Origin of the sequence: Vibrio sp. 1F263 (assembly GCF_041439035.1) — a bacterium.
GTDB classification, from domain to species: Bacteria; Pseudomonadota; Gammaproteobacteria; order Enterobacterales; family Vibrionaceae; genus Vibrio; species Vibrio tasmaniensis_A.
In genome coordinates this window covers 61,552-80,013 of sequence record NZ_JBGONI010000012.1, presented here as the reverse complement: position 1 = coordinate 80,013, position 18,462 = coordinate 61,552, and the positions used below count along the sequence as shown (strand labels likewise).

Annotated in this window: 15 protein-coding genes; 11 read left to right on the top strand and 4 right to left on the bottom strand. The window is 42.9% G+C overall.

What is annotated here, in order from left to right:
• Positions 1-130: 130 nt before the first annotated feature.
• Positions 131-1,282 carry a methionine adenosyltransferase gene (gene metK, locus ACED25_RS10535; RefSeq protein WP_371695229.1) on the bottom strand — a complete coding sequence of 384 codons (1,152 nt, stop codon included), beginning with the start codon at positions 1,280-1,282 and terminating at the stop codon, positions 131-133.
• Positions 1,283-1,659: 377 nt separating this feature from the next.
• Between metK and tkt the strand changes: the two genes are divergently transcribed.
• Complete coding sequence (tkt, locus tag ACED25_RS10530; RefSeq protein WP_371695228.1) at positions 1,660-3,654, top strand: transketolase; 1,995 nt, start codon at positions 1,660-1,662, stop codon at positions 3,652-3,654.
• A 74-nt stretch (positions 3,655-3,728) separates the two neighbouring features.
• Here the strand turns inward: tkt and ACED25_RS10525 are convergent, their stop codons facing one another.
• Positions 3,729-3,965: a hypothetical protein gene (locus ACED25_RS10525; protein WP_012604808.1), complete on the bottom strand. Its 237-nt coding sequence runs from the start codon at positions 3,963-3,965 to the stop codon at positions 3,729-3,731.
• Between the two features lie 335 nt (positions 3,966-4,300).
• Between ACED25_RS10525 and ACED25_RS10520 the strand changes: the two genes are divergently transcribed.
• The 8 genes from ACED25_RS10520 to mscS all read left to right on the top strand — a co-directional run bounded on the left by ACED25_RS10520 (position 4,301) and on the right by mscS (position 14,445).
• Entirely contained in the window at positions 4,301-5,011 is a 711-nt protein-coding gene (locus ACED25_RS10520) for a response regulator (protein ID WP_371695227.1), read from the top strand.
• Complete coding sequence (locus tag ACED25_RS10515) at positions 5,008-6,441, top strand: ATP-binding protein (protein ID WP_371695226.1); 1,434 nt, start codon at positions 5,008-5,010, stop codon at positions 6,439-6,441. The genes ACED25_RS10520 and ACED25_RS10515 overlap by 4 nt, the downstream gene beginning before the upstream one ends.
• Entirely contained in the window at positions 6,438-7,682 is a 1,245-nt protein-coding gene (locus ACED25_RS10510) for an ABC transporter substrate-binding protein (protein ID WP_012604805.1), read from the top strand. The genes ACED25_RS10515 and ACED25_RS10510 overlap by 4 nt, the downstream gene beginning before the upstream one ends.
• 178 nt (positions 7,683-7,860) lie before the next feature.
• Entirely contained in the window at positions 7,861-9,384 is a 1,524-nt protein-coding gene (locus tag ACED25_RS10505) for a PTS transporter subunit EIIC (protein ID WP_029222971.1), read from the top strand.
• Between the two features lie 206 nt (positions 9,385-9,590).
• Positions 9,591-10,640 carry an erythrose-4-phosphate dehydrogenase gene (epd, locus tag ACED25_RS10500; RefSeq protein ID WP_029222970.1) on the top strand — a complete coding sequence of 350 codons (1,050 nt, stop codon included), beginning with the start codon at positions 9,591-9,593 and terminating at the stop codon, positions 10,638-10,640.
• A gap of 166 nt (positions 10,641-10,806) precedes the next feature.
• A complete protein-coding gene (locus ACED25_RS10495) occupies positions 10,807-11,970 on the top strand; it encodes a phosphoglycerate kinase (protein ID WP_009847672.1) in 1,164 nt (387 codons plus the stop codon).
• Between the two features lie 155 nt (positions 11,971-12,125).
• Positions 12,126-13,202 (top strand): class II fructose-bisphosphate aldolase, encoded by a 1,077-nt coding sequence (gene fbaA, locus ACED25_RS10490; protein ID WP_009847671.1) that lies wholly within the window; start codon positions 12,126-12,128, stop codon positions 13,200-13,202.
• Positions 13,203-13,578: 376 nt separating this feature from the next.
• Entirely contained in the window at positions 13,579-14,445 is an 867-nt protein-coding gene (gene mscS, locus ACED25_RS10485; protein ID WP_009847670.1) for a small-conductance mechanosensitive channel MscS, read from the top strand.
• A gap of 114 nt (positions 14,446-14,559) precedes the next feature.
• On the opposite strand, the gene ACED25_RS10480 is transcribed toward mscS, so the two are convergent.
• Positions 14,560-15,189, bottom strand: a complete 630-nt coding sequence (locus tag ACED25_RS10480; protein WP_009847669.1) for a LysE/ArgO family amino acid transporter — start codon at positions 15,187-15,189, stop codon at positions 14,560-14,562.
• Between the two features lie 142 nt (positions 15,190-15,331).
• Between ACED25_RS10480 and ACED25_RS10475 the strand changes: the two genes are divergently transcribed.
• The gene (locus tag ACED25_RS10475; RefSeq protein ID WP_009847668.1) at positions 15,332-16,228 is read left to right on the top strand and encodes a LysR family transcriptional regulator ArgP; all 897 of its coding nucleotides are present in this window, start codon (positions 15,332-15,334) and stop codon (positions 16,226-16,228) included.
• Positions 16,229-16,338: 110 nt separating this feature from the next.
• Positions 16,339-17,052 carry an oxidative stress defense protein gene (locus ACED25_RS10470; RefSeq protein ID WP_009847667.1) on the top strand — a complete coding sequence of 238 codons (714 nt, stop codon included), beginning with the start codon at positions 16,339-16,341 and terminating at the stop codon, positions 17,050-17,052.
• Positions 17,053-17,169: 117 nt separating this feature from the next.
• Here the strand turns inward: ACED25_RS10470 and serA are convergent, their stop codons facing one another.
• Entirely contained in the window at positions 17,170-18,399 is a 1,230-nt protein-coding gene (gene serA / locus ACED25_RS10465; RefSeq protein ID WP_017097288.1) for a phosphoglycerate dehydrogenase, read from the bottom strand.
• Positions 18,400-18,462: the final 63 nt, after the last annotated feature.

Genomic DNA, 18,462 nt, shown 5'->3' with positions numbered 1-18,462 from the left:
ACAATAGAAGAATAGAAGAATAGAAGAATAGAAGAATAGAAGAATAGAAGAATAGAAGAATAGAAAGAAAAAAGCCTCTGAGAACAGAGGCTTTTAAAATTACGTTTCAGCTAAGCGTGTTGCGTAATGCTTACAGGCCTGCGAAGTCCGCAAGGGTAGCTGCTTTGTCAGTTGCTTCCCAAGGGAACTCTTCGCGACCGAAGTGGCCGTATGCAGCAGTCTGCTTGTAGATAGGTTGAAGAAGGTTGAGCATCTCTTGAAGACCGTATGGACGTAGGTCGAAGTTTTGACGAACTGCTTCAATGATGATTTCGTGCGCTACTTTCTCAGTACCAAACGTTTCAACCATGATAGATGTTGGATCTGCAACACCGATAGCGTAAGACAGTTGAATCTCACAACGGTCAGCCATGCCAGCAGCAACGATGTTTTTCGCAACGTAACGAGCTGCGTAAGCTGCAGAACGGTCAACTTTTGATGGATCTTTACCAGAGAATGCACCGCCACCGTGACGAGCTGCGCCGCCGTAGGTATCAACGATGATCTTACGACCTGTTAGACCACAGTCACCCATTGGGCCACCGATTACGAAACGGCCTGTTGGGTTGATGAAGAAGTTAGTGTCTTTGTTGATCCACTCAGCAGGAAGTACTGGCTTGATGATTTCTTCCATTACCGCTTCACGTAGGTCAGGTGTTGTTACTGAATCACAGTGTTGAGTTGAAAGAACAACAGCGTCGATACCAACGATCTTACCTTGGTCGTATTGGAACGTTACTTGAGATTTCGCATCTGGGCGAAGGAAGTCAAGCTTGCCGCTCTTACGTACTTCAGCTTGCTTCTTAACAAGAAGGTGAGAGTAAGTAATTGGAGCTGGCATTAGGATTGGTGTTTCGTTAGTCGCGTAACCAAACATGATACCTTGGTCGCCTGCGCCTTGATCTTTAGGATCGGCTTTATCAACACCTTGGTTGATGTCTGGAGACTGCTTACCAATTGTGTTTAGTACTGCACAAGAGTCAGCGTCAAAGCCCATATCAGAATGAACGTAACCAATTTCACGAACTGTTTCACGAGTGATTTCTTCGATATCAACCCATGCAGACGTGGTTACTTCACCGCCAACCATAACCATGCCGGTTTTTACGTAAGTCTCACAAGCAACACGTGCTTTTGGATCTTGTTCAATGATGGCATCAAGAACAGCATCTGAGATTTGGTCTGCAATTTTATCTGGATGGCCTTCTGAAACAGATTCAGAAGTGAATAGGTGCTTAGCCATGAGAGCTCCACTTTTAGTTTAGTTTTTAGTTGCAAATAGTTAAATGCAAATAATTTATGCCGTCGCAATCGAGGAAGCGCCGCCATTCAATACAGTATATTTTGTAGGTGTTTCTACATCTAGACGGCTATTTTAAATTCCAACGGTCGAATTACAAGCTCTTTTTTAGGATATGTCATAACTAAACGTTTGCGTGTTGGTAGGGGGAAGCCATTGTTAAGTGGTGTAAATGATCGAAAATTGCGGAAAATGACCGTTAAAGTGCCAGTAAAACGTTTGCAGTCGCTATAGTCGTTTGAGAGAATACCCGCGCTAATAAAAATGAAAACTTTAGCATCTATCTCTTTTTTAAATCGCTTATGTATCCAGGAGCAGACATGCCTTCTCGTAAAGATCTAGCCAATGCAATCCGCGCACTTAGCATGGACGGTGTTCAACAAGCAAACTCAGGCCACCCAGGCGCACCTATGGGTATGGCTGACATCGCTGAAGTTCTTTGGCGTGGCCACTTGAACCATAACCCATCAAACCCAGAGTGGGCTGACCGTGACCGTTTTATCCTGTCTAACGGTCATGGTTCTATGCTGATTTACTCTCTGCTTCACTTAGCAGGTTACGAGCTTTCAATTGAAGACCTAAAAAACTTCCGTCAACTGCACTCTAAGACTCCAGGTCACCCAGAGTACGGTTACGCTCCTGGTATCGAGACAACGACTGGTCCTCTGGGTCAAGGCATCACCAACGCTGTTGGTATGGCGATGGCTGAAAAATCATTGGCTGCACAGTTCAACAAAGAAGGCCACGACATCGTCGATCACTTCACTTATGCGTTCATGGGTGATGGTTGTCTGATGGAAGGCATTTCTCACGAAGCATGTTCTCTAGCAGGTACGCTAGGTCTTGGTAAGCTGGTTGCTTTCTGGGATGACAACGGCATCTCTATCGATGGCGAAGTTGAAGGTTGGTTCTCTGACGATACACCTAAGCGTTTTGAAGCTTACGGCTGGCACGTAATCCCAGCCGTTGATGGTCACGATGCTGACGCTATCAATGCGGCTATCGAAGCGGCTAAAGCGGATCCTCGTCCTACGCTTATCTGTACTAAGACTATTATCGGTTTTGGTTCACCAAATAAAGCAGGTACGCACGACTGTCACGGTGCTCCACTAGGCGCTGATGAAATCACAGCAACTAAAGCGGCACTTGGTTGGGAACACGGTCCTTTCGAAATTCCAGCTGATATCGCAGCTGAGTGGAATGCGAAAGAAGCAGGCGCAGCGAAAGAAGCAGCGTGGAATGCTAAGTTTGACGCATACGCAGCGGCTCACCCTGAGCTAGCAGCTGAATTCAAACGTCGTACTAACGGCGATCTTCCAGCTGAGTGGGAAGAGAAAGCAAACGCAATCATTGCTGATCTTCAAGCTAACCCAGCAAACATCGCATCACGTAAAGCATCTCAAAACGCACTAGAAGCGTTTGGTGCTATGCTACCTGAATTCATGGGCGGCTCTGCTGACCTTGCGCCTTCTAACCTGACTATGTGGTCTGGTTCTAAGTCGCTTGAAGCGAACGACTTCTCAGGTAACTACATCCACTACGGTGTACGTGAATTCGGTATGACTGCAATCATGAACGGTATCGCTCTGCACGGTGGTTTCGTACCATACGGCGCAACATTCCTAATGTTCATGGAATACGCGCGTAACGCGATGCGTATGGCTGCTCTGATGAAAGTTCAGAACATTCAAGTTTACACGCATGACTCTATCGGTCTTGGCGAAGATGGTCCTACTCACCAACCGGTTGAGCAGATCGCTTCTCTACGTCTGACTCCAAACATGAGCACATGGCGCCCATGTGACCAAGTTGAGTCTGCTGTTGCTTGGAAACTGGCAATCGAACGCAAAGATGGTCCTTCTGCACTTATCTTCTCTCGTCAGAACCTTGCACAGCAAGACCGTGACGCAGAGCAAGTGGCAAACATCGCTAAGGGTGGTTACATCCTGAAAGATTGTGAAGGCAAACCAGAGCTTATCCTTATCGCAACTGGTTCTGAAGTTGAGCTAGCGGTTAGCGCTGCTGCTGAACTAACAACTGAAGGCAAGAAAGTACGCGTAGTATCTATGCCTGCTACTGACGCATTCGACAAGCAAGACGCAGAATACCGCGAGTCTGTACTTCCATCTGACGTTACAGCACGTATCGCAGTAGAAGCTGGTATCGCTGACTTCTGGTACAAATACGTTGGCTTCGGTGGCAAGATCATCGGCATGACAACGTTCGGCGAATCTGCACCAGCAGGCGAGCTATTCAAGATGTTCGGTTTCACTACTGAAAACGTAGTAAACACTGCAAAAGAGCTTCTTGCTTAATCATTCGTTGTAACGCGAATAGAAAAAAACCGAGCCACTGGCTCGGTTTTTTATTTGGCTTTCAGAAACATGAGTTACTCGAATTCATTTCCCCAATTATCAAGTTCTCTAGTCCCACAGACCTTACATTCAACGTAACGATCCATGTTGTAGTAATGACCACCATTGATAATTGAATTAGCAAACAGCTTTATTCTTCCTAACAAAGTTTTGTCGGTATCATAGCTGCTTGTTTGGCGAACAAGAACTTCACTATGTGGCGTTTCTTTATTGCACGTTTTACAAAAATGAGTCGCTGGAAATCCAGACATAACCTTTTCCTTTGGTTGAGAAAACTAGGTTAGAAACAGCCGTAGAATTAGGTCAGACTCATTTAGATATCATTGCATAATAGCTATTACATTCGCTAGATTTATAAATTCATTTTGTCGAGGTATGTCGCTTAATTGATTTAGTGAGGAAATGTTACCTACTCCTGCACTCAGTACTTGTTTAGGTATTTAGCAATAGAGTTAACTGTGCATAGAGTCATTTGTAACGAACAGCTTACATTGCGGAGTTTGAGCGCATTTCGTTATTAATATTCTTGAAAGATATAACGAAGTAAGAGAATGTTGGCGCGTTGTTTTCATATGAAAGGTCTAGCATGACAAACAAAGTAATCTTGGTGGTCGATGATAGTCAGGACATTCTTGATGCTCTTAGTGAATATCTGGAACGTTCAAGCTTTACGGTTATCACAGCTCTTGAAGGCAATGAGATGTGGAAGAAGCTTGAAACTGTCACTCCAGATCTCATTATTTTAGACATCATGCTACCCGGAGATGATGGTTTGACCTTGTGCCAGAAACTACGTCTTCAATCTCAAGTTCCCATTATTATGCTCACCGCAGTAACCGACGATGCTGATCGAATCGCAGGATTAGAAATTGGAGCCGATGACTATATTACTAAGTCATTTAACCCGCGAGAGCTATTAGCCAGAATTAAAGCTTTATTGAGACGTTCCACGTTTAGCCATACTCAAGGTGAGCGGACTCTGAAATTTATGGATTGGACGTTTGACACTCTTAAACGACAATTGAAACATGAAGATGGTGAAGTGGTTTCACTTTCTAGTGCTGATTATAACTTGCTTACGCTTATGTTGGATTCTCCCAACCAACTACTAAGCCGAAATGATATTGCTCAAGCGCTTTGGGGAAGGGATGCGGAGCCACTAGAGAGAGGTATTGATGTACAAATTAGCCGGTTAAGAAAGCAATTAAGAGACGATGACCGCAACACGATTATGACGGTAAGGCATCGCGGCTACATGTTAGTGATCGATTCACATATTAGTCGTATTAAATTTTGAAAAAAAACATACTTCAATCAATGGTTGCTCGTATCACCTTGTCTATGTTCATGGTTATTCTCATGGCTGAAATACTGGCAGGTGCGGTATGGTTTACAGCAACATCAGCATCAAAAAAAGAGTCAGCTAGCCACGCCATGACAGCTATATCATCAGCTGCAGCAGATACTATTAATTACTTCTCTGGCTTACCCATTAATTACCGTCACTTGGTGTTGGAACAGCTACGAAATATAGGAGGAACAAGGTTTTTCATATCCATAAATAACCATAAACTTCCTATCACTTCTTTATCTGATTACTCATTGGTTCCTCAGATGGAAGTACAAGCGTCTGAACTTTTGAATCAGCAACTTAGAGATTCACGCAAAGTACATGTCACTTTAACTAAGCGAGAAGATTTACGGGTGTTTAACTCTGGTATCAAGCTTTATGAACTTCCGGCGTTGTGGAAAGACTACAGTTTGGTATTAGGTAAATTGGATTTGCCTATTGCTGTGATTCAGGTGGAGTTTTCAGAGAATGAATGGCTTTATTTAGCCACCGTTCTACCGCTGTCTTTTGATAGTCTGACCGATAATTTCATTGATAGCAGACAAGTCATATTTCTCCTTATTGTTACCTTCATGCTTATGGGTGTTTCTTATGTTGTCTTACAGAAGGAAATTCGTCCTTTTCGTTCTTTAGCACGCTCTGCCACTCTTATGGGGTCGCAAATGCAGATTGAAGAAATCAAAGAAGAAGGCAGTTCAGAAACCAGAGCGGCTATTCATGCTTTCAACAAAATGAACCGTCGAATCAAATCGTATTTGCGGGATAGAGATATGTTTTTTAATGCGATATCCCATGATATTAAAACACCATTAGCCTGTTTAAAGTTACGAACTGAAATGATGGATGATGAGCAAACAAAATTAAGGTTTGAAAAGCTATTGAACGAAGTCGATATGATGTTGAACGGGGCTTTGCAATATATGCGAGATAATGACATCCACGAAGAGTTAGAGTGGATTGATATTAACGATATCCTTGACCAATGCGCTGCCGTTCATAACAAAAATGGAGTATGCGTAAGCCTGATAGATCTGCCAAGGATTGAGCTTTATGGCAAGCCACTAGCAATCAAACGTTGTTTATTCAACTTGGTTGATAATGGCGTTAAATATGGAAATACGGTCGACATCAGTATGTTTTCTCACTCTGATTCTATTCAAATCGTACTGCGTGATGCAGGAAAAGGAATCAAAGAAGATATGTTAGAAAAAGTCTTTGAACCTTACTTTAGAGACAATGACACAGGCATTGAAGGTTCAGGTTTGGGACTAGCAATTGCTCGTAGTATCACAAGGGCACACGGTGGGGACGTTCAGTTATCTAATTCACCAGAAGGTGGGCTTGAGGTGGACATTATTTTGGTGAATGCTCTATGAAAAAATGGTTACTGTTAAGTCTTTTGTTATCGACGAACCCCGCGTTTTCTTCCCCCTCTGTTGAAATGCTGCATTGGTGGACGGCTGCTGGAGAAGAAAAAGCGTGGTCGGTCATCGAGAAGCAATTTGAATCTCTGCCTTATACATTAAAAAGTGAACCAATCAGTGGCGGTGGTGGTGCACCTGCCAAAGCGATTCTTCAAGCCAGAGCGATTGCCGGGTATTCCCCTGATATTGCTCTTATGGAAGGTCCGGCTATTCAGTCATGGGCGGCGTTAGGTTTTTTAAATGATGTCAATGAAGTCGCAGAATCGCAGAGGTGGGATCAGTCGCTGTATCCTGATATTAAAGCCATTCACCAATATGACGGGAATTTTGTCGCCATACCTTTGAATATCCATCGATTAAATTGGATGTGGATAAATAAAAAGGTACTAAATCAGCATCAACTTTCATCACCTCAAACGTGGGACTCGTTACTGTTAGCATTAACTACGCTGAAAAGTAAGGGGGTTAATCCTTTGGCTTTGGGAGAAGACTCTTGGCAAATTGTGCAAGTTTTTGAAAATATTGCATTCGGAGTAGGTGGAGCAAATTATTATCGACAGGCATTTGTGGATTTAGACCCTGACGCATTAAATAGCGATAAAACACTTGAGGCGCTTAAGCGCTTTCGCTCTCTGGCTAATATTGTCGGTAGTGATTTACCGAGTATTAGTTGGGATCAGGGGACCAAATCTTTGCTTGAAGGGGAGTTTGCCTTTCAATTTACAGGTGATTGGGCTCTGGGAGAGATGTTTATTAGTGCAGAAGGTGAAATTCCAGATTACATAGAATGTCGAGCGTTCCCTTCTACGGAAAAAGGTTTTATCTACAATGTTGATAGCTTGGCATTTTTTACAAAAGTAACGGGTGAAGATCATAATATGGTATCGGTAATGACCTCGTTATCTTCTCCCCAATTTCTTTTAGATTTCAGTAAAAAGAAAGGTTCAATACCTGCTCAAGCAAATATACCTGTGAATGAATTATCACGATGCCAACAGCAATCTTATCAAGATTACATTCATGCGAGTTCTGAAGGTACAGCTATGCCAAGTTTGACCGATTCAATGGCTGTTAACCCTGTTCTTCAGAATGCGGTATCCAACGAGTTATATCGCTACTTTATGGACTCTTCCATTTCAGCGGAAACACTTATTGGACACCTACATGCTATTAATAATGAGGTGTTTCGTTAGCTTCTTGTTCTTCTTTTGACTTTAAATGTCTAGCTAGAAATTACTATGTACCTTCGACATTTTTCAGCCTAGGTCTATTGTAAAAATCGGGTTACAAACTACTTGCTATTTGTAACCTTGAGATTCAATTAGCTTGATAAAGTTCGTTGGTATTCTAACGATATTAAAGGACTTTATTATGCTAGATAGTTTTAAAAGCGGCTTATCTAAGCTTTCCTTAATTGGTAAAGCATTGATGTTGCCCATATCTATATTACCCGCAGCGGGGTTATTACTTGCCTTCGGTGCTAAGCTCGACATCCCCCTAATGATGCGTGCTGGTGGCGTTATATTTGATAACTTAGCCTTACTGTTTGCGGTAGGAGCCGCGGTTGGTTTGACTAAGGAGTCAGGGATTGCCGCTTTAGCCGCGATTGTCGCCATGGTCGTGATGAATGCGACAATGGGGGTGGCGCTCGGCATTACACCTGAGATGGCGATGGGAGGTGGCCGTTATGCAATGGTGATGGGTATTCCTTCATTGCAAACAGGTGTCTTTGGCGGACTCATTGCAGGTATCCTCGCAGCCGTTATGTATCAACGTTTCTATGATACTAAGCTGCCTGATTTCCTTGGTTTCTTTGCCGGTAAACGCTTTGTACCGATTGTGACTGCGTTTTCTGCATTCCTAATTGGTTTAGTTTTACCCCATATTTGGTCATATATTCAATCAGGTATTGACGCGCTATCGCATATGGCGAATGGCGGAAACATGTACGTATCAACTTTCATCTACGGATTTATGGAGCGAGCTTTAATTCCAGTTGGTCTCCATCATATTTTTTATAGCCCTTATTGGTTTTCTTTCGGTGAGTACACAACTGCCGCGGGGACCATTGTAAATGGCGATCATACCATTTGGTTTAAAATGCTTGAAGATGGAGTAAAAACGTTCTCAACCAGTGAATACCAAGAAGCAGGAAAATTCCTATCGGGTAATTTTGCTATCTACATGTTTGCTTTCCCTGCTGCATGTTTAGCTATGTATCATGAAGCGAATGATAAAAATAAAAAAATTGCAGCAGGTATTTTAGGCTCTGCTGCTCTTACTTCGTTTGTTACAGGTATAACAGAACCCGTTGAATTTGCTTTTATCTTTGTCGCACCTTTACTTTATGTTTTTTCTGCAATCATGGCAGGGGTGTCTTACGCGGTGACTTATGCGTTGGATGTTCATATTGGTAAAACCTTCTCAGCCGGCATTATTGATTTCGTGTCTTTTGGTGTTCTTCCCGCGATGGATGGGTTCAAAACTAACTGGATCAATGTGATTCTTTGGGGTCTAACCATGGCCGCTATTTATTACACGGTTTTCCGTTTTGCTATTCGAAAGTTCAATTTGAAAACAGTAGGACGTGAGGATACTCAAAGTAAGGCGATCACTTTGGACAATGAAGATTTAGCTAGTGAAATCACAATCTTGATTGGTGGTGCCGCTAACATTACTTCGATAGGAGCATGTATTACGAGATTGCGTTTACAGATTAAAGATCAGGCTCTTGTGAATGAACAAGGAATCAAAGACCTAGGTGCTATGGGGGTCATAAAAGTAGGTTCAAGTGGCCTGCAAATTATTTTGGGCTCAAGAGCTCAATTTGTGGCTGATCTTATGAGTGAAAGAACTGGTGAGTCACCAAGTGCACTATCAACTAACCCAAGTTAAAAGTACGGGCTACTTCCGATAAAGCTGATGGCAACAAGCTTGTTGTCTCTTATACATAAATAGTAACGCTATCAACGTTATGGTTGGTGGCGTCTATTTATATTTAAAGTTTTGAAGTTATGACAGCTTTAGTATTCAACTAATGCGCTTTGAGTAGGATTCAGTTATCATCTGTTGCACGAAATTTTGGTTAGATGTACGGAACTATGCTAAAAGTCGCGATAAACGGATTTGGACGAATAGGGCGTAATGTATTACGCGCTGTCTATGAAAGTGGCAAAAGCCAACAAATCAAAGTAGTAGCTGTCAATGAGCTTGCTCAGCCTGACGCTATGGCTCACCTATTACAGTACGACACCAGTCACGGCCGCTTCGGCAAGAAAATCTCTAATGATCAAGAGCACATTTATGTTCATCATGGCATTGGTGCTGAAGATAAAGGCGAGTTTGATACCATTCGTATCTTACACCTGGCTGATATTGAACTGTTGCCTTGGCGTGATCTTGAAGTCGATATTGTTCTCGATTGTACCGGTGTTTACGGTTGCCGAGATGATGGCCTAGCGCACATCGCTGCTGGAGCTAAAAAGGTACTGTTTTCACACCCTGGTGCTAACGACCTTGATAACACCATTATCTATGGTGTAAATCACGATACTATCGAAGCTGACCACCGAATCGTTTCCAATGGTTCATGCACCACTAACTGTATTGTCCCTATCATTAAAGTACTTGATGATGCCTTTGGTATTGAGTCAGGTACCATTACGACCATTCACTCTTCAATGAATGATCAGCAAGTTATTGATGCATACCATAGCGACTTGCGTCGTACTCGAGCAGCAAGCCAATCTATCATTCCTGTCGACACTAAATTGCATAAAGGTATTGAAAGAATCTTCCCGAAATTTTCTAACAAGTTCGAAGCGATATCTGTGCGTGTGCCGACGGTAAACGTCACTGCGATGGATTTAAGTGTCACAATTAATACAAATGTGAAAGTTAATGACGTAAATCAAACCATTGTTAATGCTTCCCAGTGTACATTACACAATATAGTTGACTATACTGAAGCGCCGCTCGTTTCCATCGACTTTAATCACGATCCCCATAGCGCAATCGTTGATGGTTCACAAACTCGAGTGAGCAATGGCACCTTAGTGAAAATGCTGGTGTGGTGTGACAATGAATGGGGCTTTGCGAACCGAATGCTGGATACGGTTCTTGCAATGCAAGCTTCAGAAGGCAAGAAGTAAGACCTAGAAGCAAATGTGTGGATTATTTATTTTTTAGCTTGAAATAAATACTAAGTGTCCACATATTATTAGCAGTTAAAGCATTACCAGTTGAATAATTTATAGGCTTAGCAGGGTTGCTGAGTTTCCAAAACTTTATTTTTATTTAAATTTGAGAGGACAAATCATGTCTGTGATCAAGATGACTGACCTGGAACTTGCAGGTAAACGCGTATTCATCCGTGCTGACCTAAACGTACCAGTAAAAGACGGTAAAGTAACTTCAGATGCACGTATCCTAGCATCTCTACCAACTATCAAACTTTGCCTAGAAGCTGGCGCAAAAGTTATGGTTACTTCTCACCTTGGTCGTCCTACTGAAGGCGAGTACAACGAAGAGTTCTCTCTAGCTCCTGTAGTTAACTACCTAAACGACGCACTAGACTGTGACGTTAAACTAGCGAAAGATTACGTAAATGGTCTTGAGCTAAACGCTGGTGAACTAACTGTTCTTGAAAACGTTCGCTTTAACAAAGGCGAGAAGAAGAACGAAGAAGCTCTTTCTAAGCAATACGCTGCACTATGTGACATCTTCGTAATGGATGCATTCGGTACAGCTCACCGTGCTCAAGCGTCTACACACGGCGTTGGTACTTACGCTCCTGTAGCATGTGCTGGTCCTCTTCTAGCTGCTGAGCTTGAAGCGCTTGGTAAAGCAATGGACAACCCAGCTCGCCCACTAGTGGCTATCGTTGGTGGTTCTAAAGTTTCTACTAAACTAACCGTTCTAGAATCTCTTTCTAAAATCGCTGACCAACTTGTTGTTGGTGGTGGTATCGCGAACACGTTCATCGCTGCTGAAGGCCACAACGTAGGTAAGTCTCTATACGAAGCTGACCTAGTTGAAACGGCTCAGAAACTAATGAAAGAGTGTGCTATCCCTGTAGCGACTGACGTTGCATGTGCTAAAGCATTCGACGAAAACGCAGAAGCTGAAATTAAGCACGTTTCTGAAGTTCAAGACGACGACATGATCTTCGACCTTGGCCCTGATTCAACTGCAGCTCTAGCTGAAATCATCGGCAACGCGAAAACTATTCTTTGGAACGGCCCTGTAGGCGTATTCGAATTCAAAAACTTCGAAGCGGGTACTGCTGGTATCTCTAAAGCAATCGCTGACTCTGAAGGTTTCTCAGTAGCAGGCGGTGGTGACACGCTAGCGGCTATCGACAAGTTCGGTATCAAAGCAGATGTTTCTTACATCTCTACTGGTGGCGGTGCTTTCCTTGAGTTTGTTGAAGGTAAAGTACTTCCTGCAGTAGCAATGCTTGAAGAGCGTGCTAAAGCGTAATTGATTTAGAAAGGCGAGATACGAATCTCGCCTTTTAACGTTTGCTGCATATCACACTTATTTGCTAGAATAGCGGAAGTTGTGAGCAAACGATTGCAAATTTTTAAACTTAAGTTTTTTATCTTAAAACGAATAGAATAAATAGGACTATTTCCATGTCTAAGATCTTCGATTTTGTAAAACCTGGTGTAATTTCTGGCGATGACGTACAGAAAGTATTTGAAGTAGCAAAAGAAAACAAATTTGCTCTTCCTGCAGTAAACGTTGTTGGTACTGACTCTATTAACGCAGTACTAGAAGCGGCTGCTAAAGTTAAGTCTCCAGTTGTTGTTCAGTTCTCTAACGGCGGCGCTGCATTCTTCGCAGGTAAAGGCGTTAAACTTGAAGGTCAAGGCGCACAAGTTCTTGGTGCTGTAGCTGGTGCAAAATACGTACACGCTGTCGCTGAGTCTTACGGTGTTCCAGTTATCCTGCATACTGACCACGCTGCTAAGAAACTTCTACCATGGATCGACGGTCTACTAGACGCTGGTGAAGAGTTCTTCGCACAAACTGGTAAGCCTCTATTCTCTTCTCACATGCTAGACCTTTCTGAAGAGTCTCTAGAAGAGAACATCGAAACATGTGCTACTTACCTAGCTCGCATGGCTAAAATGGACATGACAATCGAGATCGAACTTGGTTGTACTGGTGGTGAAGAAGACGGCGTTGATAACTCTGATATGGACGCATCTGAGCTTTACACTTCTCCAGAAGACGTAGCATACGCATACGAGAAGCTAATGGCTGTTAGCCCACGTTTCACTATCGCTGCATCTTTCGGTAACGTACACGGTGTTTACCAAGCTGGTAACGTTGTACTTACTCCAACTATCCTACGTGACTCTCAAGCATACTGTGCAGAGAAGTTCGGTATTGCACCTAACGCTCTAAACTTCGTATTCCACGGTGGTTCTGGTTCTTCTGAAGCAGAAATCCAAGAGTCTATCGGCTACGGTGTTATCAAAATGAACATCGATACTGATACACAGTGGGCAACTTGGGATGGTATCCGTCAGTACTCTGCTGATAACTTCGATTTCCTACAAGGTCAAATCGGTAACCCAACTGGCGAAGCTGCGCCAAACAAGAAGTACTACGATCCACGCGTATGGCTACGTGCTGCTCAGTCTTCAATGGTTACTCGTCTTGAGAAAGCATTCGCTGACCTTAATGCTGTAGACGTACTATAATTCTTTGAATTAAGTACTCTTTAAGTTTTAAAAACCCGCTCATTGAGCGGGTTTTTTTATGTCTGATAAAAACTTGTATTAAATATGTGAAAAACCTAGCCTACGGTGAATAAATTTCGTAGTCTTTTAGTTATCGGTATTTGCGTTTATTGGTAAGTTTTATTAATTCAAAAGCTTACATAAATATGACTTTGCAATCGGTCAAAGATAGGATATCGTGCCGAAAAACTGGACCTGGTTCAGTTTATAAAAAGGACTTGGCTTTAATTTACTTTTAACACAGTGACTTAACAGGAGTTAAACTGTTTATTATTGTAAAAGTAAGTTTGGCTTAAGACAGTTTAGCTCATAGCATATTATATAGAGGATGCACATTATGGCTGATAGTTCGACAGCGCTTGAGACTCCAATTGTGGATGGTTTATCTCAGGCCGAGCAGTGGTTAACAAATAATTCAGATCTATTTATCCAATACGGTGTAAACATTATCTCTGCACTGATAATTCTATTTATTGGTAACTTGATTGTTAAAGCAGTCGCGAATAGCGTATCTAAGGTTCTTGAGAAGAAGAAGATGGACCGAGCTGTTGTGGAATTTATCCACGGTTTAGTTCGTTACTTATTGTTTGTTATTGTTCTTATCGCTGCACTTGGTCGTTTAGGCGTTCAAACTGCATCTGTAGTTGCTGTTATTGGTGCGGCTGGTTTAGCCGTTGGTCTTGCGCTGCAAGGCTCACTATCTAACTTTGCAGCGGGTGTACTTATCGTTGCATTCCGTCCATTCAAGTCTGGTGACTACGTGGAAATTGGTGGTGTAGCGGGTTCAGTTGATTCAATTCAGATCTTCCAAACTGTTTTAACAACACCAGACAACAAAATGGTTGTAGTACCTAACGGAAGCGTTATCGGTAGCCCAATCACTAACTATTCTCGTCATGCGACGCGCCGTATTGATCTAATGATTGGTGTTTCTTACAACGCTGATCTTCAGAAGACAAAAGCGCTACTGACTAAGATCTGTGAATCTGATGAGCGCGTATTGAAAGATCCAGGTGTTCAAGTAGGTGTTCACACGCTAGCTGATTCTTCAGTTAATTTTGTTGTTCGTCCATGGGTTAGCACTGCTGACTACTGGAATGTTTATTTCGACCTTATGCAAGCTATCAAAGAAGGCTTGGACAACGAAGGTATCGAAATCCCATTCCCGCAAATGGATGTACACATGAATAAAGTTGAAGCTTAATTTCTAGTTAGTTTTTATAGCTATTAGCTTTTATAAGGAAAGGCGGATAACTTAGGTTATTCGCCTTTTTTGTTGGATGAGTAAAGTTTGTTTGATGACTAAAGAAGAATAGGTTTACCCGTATTGCTCAATGAGTCCATTGGCGAGCACAAGTGCAATAGCGAACATCATGGTTGCTACTGCGATATCGATGCCTTTCTTAACTTTAGGTTTCGATAGCGTTGGACCTAGCTTTGCTGCGCCTAATGATAAGGAATAAAACCACACGAATGAAGCTAAGATAGTCCCCATCGCAAACGCAATTCTGTCGTTGCCTTCAAACTGCCCGCCAATGGATCCTAGAATCACCACGGTATCCAAATAGAGGTGTGGGTTTAATACTGTTACAGCTAATGCACCCAAAATAACGGTGCGCTTGCCACGAGCCAATACCTCACTTTTTGATTCATCACTGGTGCGCGTTTTGAATGCACTGCGCAGTGATAGCAAACCATATACCGTTAGAAAAGCGATACCGCCCAATGTCACAGAGGTAAGCAGCAATTCATTTTGAGACAGAATTGCTCCGCCACCAAAAATACCCAATGAGATAAACAGGGTATCGAGCAGGCTACAAATCGTTGCAGTCGTTAAATGATGATTGCGTTTTATGCCTTGATTTAGGACGTACGCATTTTGTGCGCCTATCGGGATTATCATACTTGCCCCTAGACCAAAACCTTGTAATAAAACCCAAAAACTCATTTTAACCTCCACTTAATTAACGATATTTACGTGCTATGTGGCGAAGATACTCCGACCCTTTAAATAAGTATAATTAATGATTTTAATCCATTATTAGAGTTGCTAATGTGGTATTGGGTTAGCTTAAAAAGGAAGAAAATTGATGCGTGGATTGGATTATAAATGGATTGAAGCACTGGATGCCGTTGTGAAACAACGTAGCTTTGAGAGGGCCGCTGAGCAGTTATACATCTCCCAATCAGCGGTGTCCCAACGTATCAAACAGCTAGAAAAGTGGTTAGCCCAGCCAGCGCTTGTGAGAGAAAACCCACCAAGGCCTACACCAGCAGGAAAAAAGCTGTTGGGTTTGTATCGTCGTGTTCGCTTGTTAGAGCACGAGCTTGTGCCGGAGTTAATGAATGAAGAGGGTACTCAACCACTATCTATATCCATAGCCACCAACGCTGATAGTTTGGCGACATGGTTGTTACCTGCACTGTCGGATGTGATGAAGTCTCGTCAAGTCGAGTTGAACCTCGCGATTCATGGTGAGTCTAGAACCATTGAAAAAATAAAAAGCGGTGAGGTTGCCGGTGCGATCAGTTTAGAGCCCCAAGCGATTCCTGGATGCAGTGCTGACTACCTCGGTCGTATGGACTATGTGTGTGTGGCGAGTCCTGATTTTCATCAGCGTTACTTTTCAGAGGGCGTAAACTACGCCACATTAAGCAAAGCGCCTGCGGTTTCTTATGATCAATACGATGATCTGCATAAGAAGTTTCTGCATGACCATTTTAACGTACCGAGAGACAGTGTGATCAATCATACGGTCGGCAGTTCAGAAGCATTTGTGCGCTTGGCACTATCGGGTGTTGCCTATTGCTTGATTCCTCGATTGCAGATTATCGAGGAACTAGAGTCTGGTGCTCTGATTGATATTACCCCTGGCTTTCTGCTGTCTTATCGCATCTATTGGCACCATTGGCAGCTTGAGAGTGGGGTGCTAAAAGAGGTATCCCAGGCGATATTAAGTTTTGCTCACAATCATTTACCTCAGTAAGTTGTTGGTTTTTTCAGCGTCAAAGTTCTGTTAGATGTGCACAATCAGGATTGGCTAAACGATAAATTACTCTATGATGGAAGGACATTTGTTTAGCATAGGTCTACCTAATGAAGTTTGTACCAAAGATGTTAGCAACGTCTCTTACTCTTACTGCTGCGTTGAGTGCTGTGAGCTTTCCATCACTGGCTGACTCTCCATCCTTTCCGCATATTTCAACAACAGGTTATGGTGAAGTCATCGCGACACCAGATATGGCGACATTCTCAGTGAGAGTGGTAGAGTCAACGATGACGGCTGAACAGGCTAAAAGTACTGTTGATAAAGTGGTAACGGGCTTTCTAAATAAGCTGCACCAAGCCGGCGTAGATGAGGCGAGCGTACACAGCTCTAATCTGTACCTATCTCCTCAGTACCATTATCCAAAAGATGGCAAACCAGAATTGGTTGGCTACCGCGCTTCACGTAATGTGAGCGTTCAAGTGAATGAACTCGCTAATCTCAATGAGTACATGGATATTGCAATAGGACAGGGTATTAACCAGATCGATAACATCCAGCTGCAAGTTCGTGACCAAGCTAAGTATCAAGAGCAAGCACGCTTAGAAGCGATCAAAGATGCGACATCAAAAGCTAAATCATTAGCGAGTGGTTTTGAGCGTGAGCTAGGTGATGTTTGGCGTGTTGATTACAATGCACAATCTTCTCAGCCTGTGCTAATGCGTTCAATGGCGATGGATGCGAGAACAGAGTCGAACTCTTATGAAGACTCAACGATCACCATTCGTGATCGTGTCAATGTGATCTATCAGATCGAAGAATAAGATAGCGCTATAGAGGCTTTTGGATCATGGTGATCTAATTACCTACGATAGGCCAAATACTAAAAAGGCTCTCATTGCGAGAGCCTTTCTGTTTTTACTTATGGTCTAACTCGATGATTAGTGAAGAAGACGAGCACGGATTGTGCCTTCGATCTCTTTCAGTTTAAGCAGTGCTTCTTCAGAGCGATCGGCTTCTACATCGATAACTACATAACCCATATCAGCCGCAGTCTGTAGGTACTGACCCGCGATGTTGATGCCTTCTTCAGCGAAGATGGTGTTGATCTGAGTTAGGATACCTGGGCGGTTTTCGTGAATGTGTAGCAAGCGAGATGTGCCCGTATGCAATGGCAGTGATACCTCTGGGAAGTTAACACTTGATAGCGTAGAGCCGTTATCAGAGTATTTCGCTAGTTTACCAGCAACTTCAACTCCGATGTTCTCTTGTGCTTCTTGAGTTGAACCACCCACATGAGGCGTTAGAATCACGTTATCGAACTGCATTAATGGAGACTCAAACGGGTCTGCATTGGTTTTTGGTTCTGTTGGGAAAACATCAATAGCCGCACCAGACAGGTGACCAGAATCCAGAGCGCCACACAGAGCAGGGATGTCAACTACCGTGCCACGAGCTGCATTGATAAAGATAGAGCCAGGCTTCATGCGCTCGAACTCTTCTTTACCCATCATGTCTTTAGTTTCATTGGTTTCAGGTACGTGTAAAGAGATCACGTCACACTTATTCAGCAACTCGGTCATAGTATGAACTTGAGTGGCATTACCTAGAGACAGCTTGTTTTCGATATCGTAAAAGTAAACACGCATACCAAGGTTTTCAGCAATAATACCCAGCTGAGTACCGATGTGACCGTAGCCAATAATACCTAAACGCTTACCACGAGCTTCGTAAGAGTTGTCTGCACTCTTTTTCCAGATACCACGGTGAGCAAGAGCATTTTTCTCTGGGATACCGCGAAGCAGTAATAGAACCTGACCTAGAACGAGTTCAGCAACACTTCGAGTGTTTGAGAACGGTGCATTGAAAACAGGGATACCGCGCTTTGCTGCTGCTTGAAGGTTGACTTGGTTAGTACCAATACAGAAACAACCGACTGCAACCAGCTTTTCAGCCGCATCAATAACTTCTTGGGAGATGTTGGTGCGAGAACGGATACCAATGAAATGAGCATCTTTAACTGCTTCAAGAAGTTCATCTTCAGGTAGTGAGCCTTTGTGGTACTCAATATTTGTGTAACCAGCGGCTTGCAGTACTTCTACAGAAGAAGGGTGAAGACCTTCTAGAAGTAGAATTTTTATTTTTTCTTTTTCCAGTGAAACTTTGGCCATTGTTCTCGTCCTTAAAATGGAAAGGTTGGGCAAATGCGGCGCACGTGCTACAAAATGGCTGAA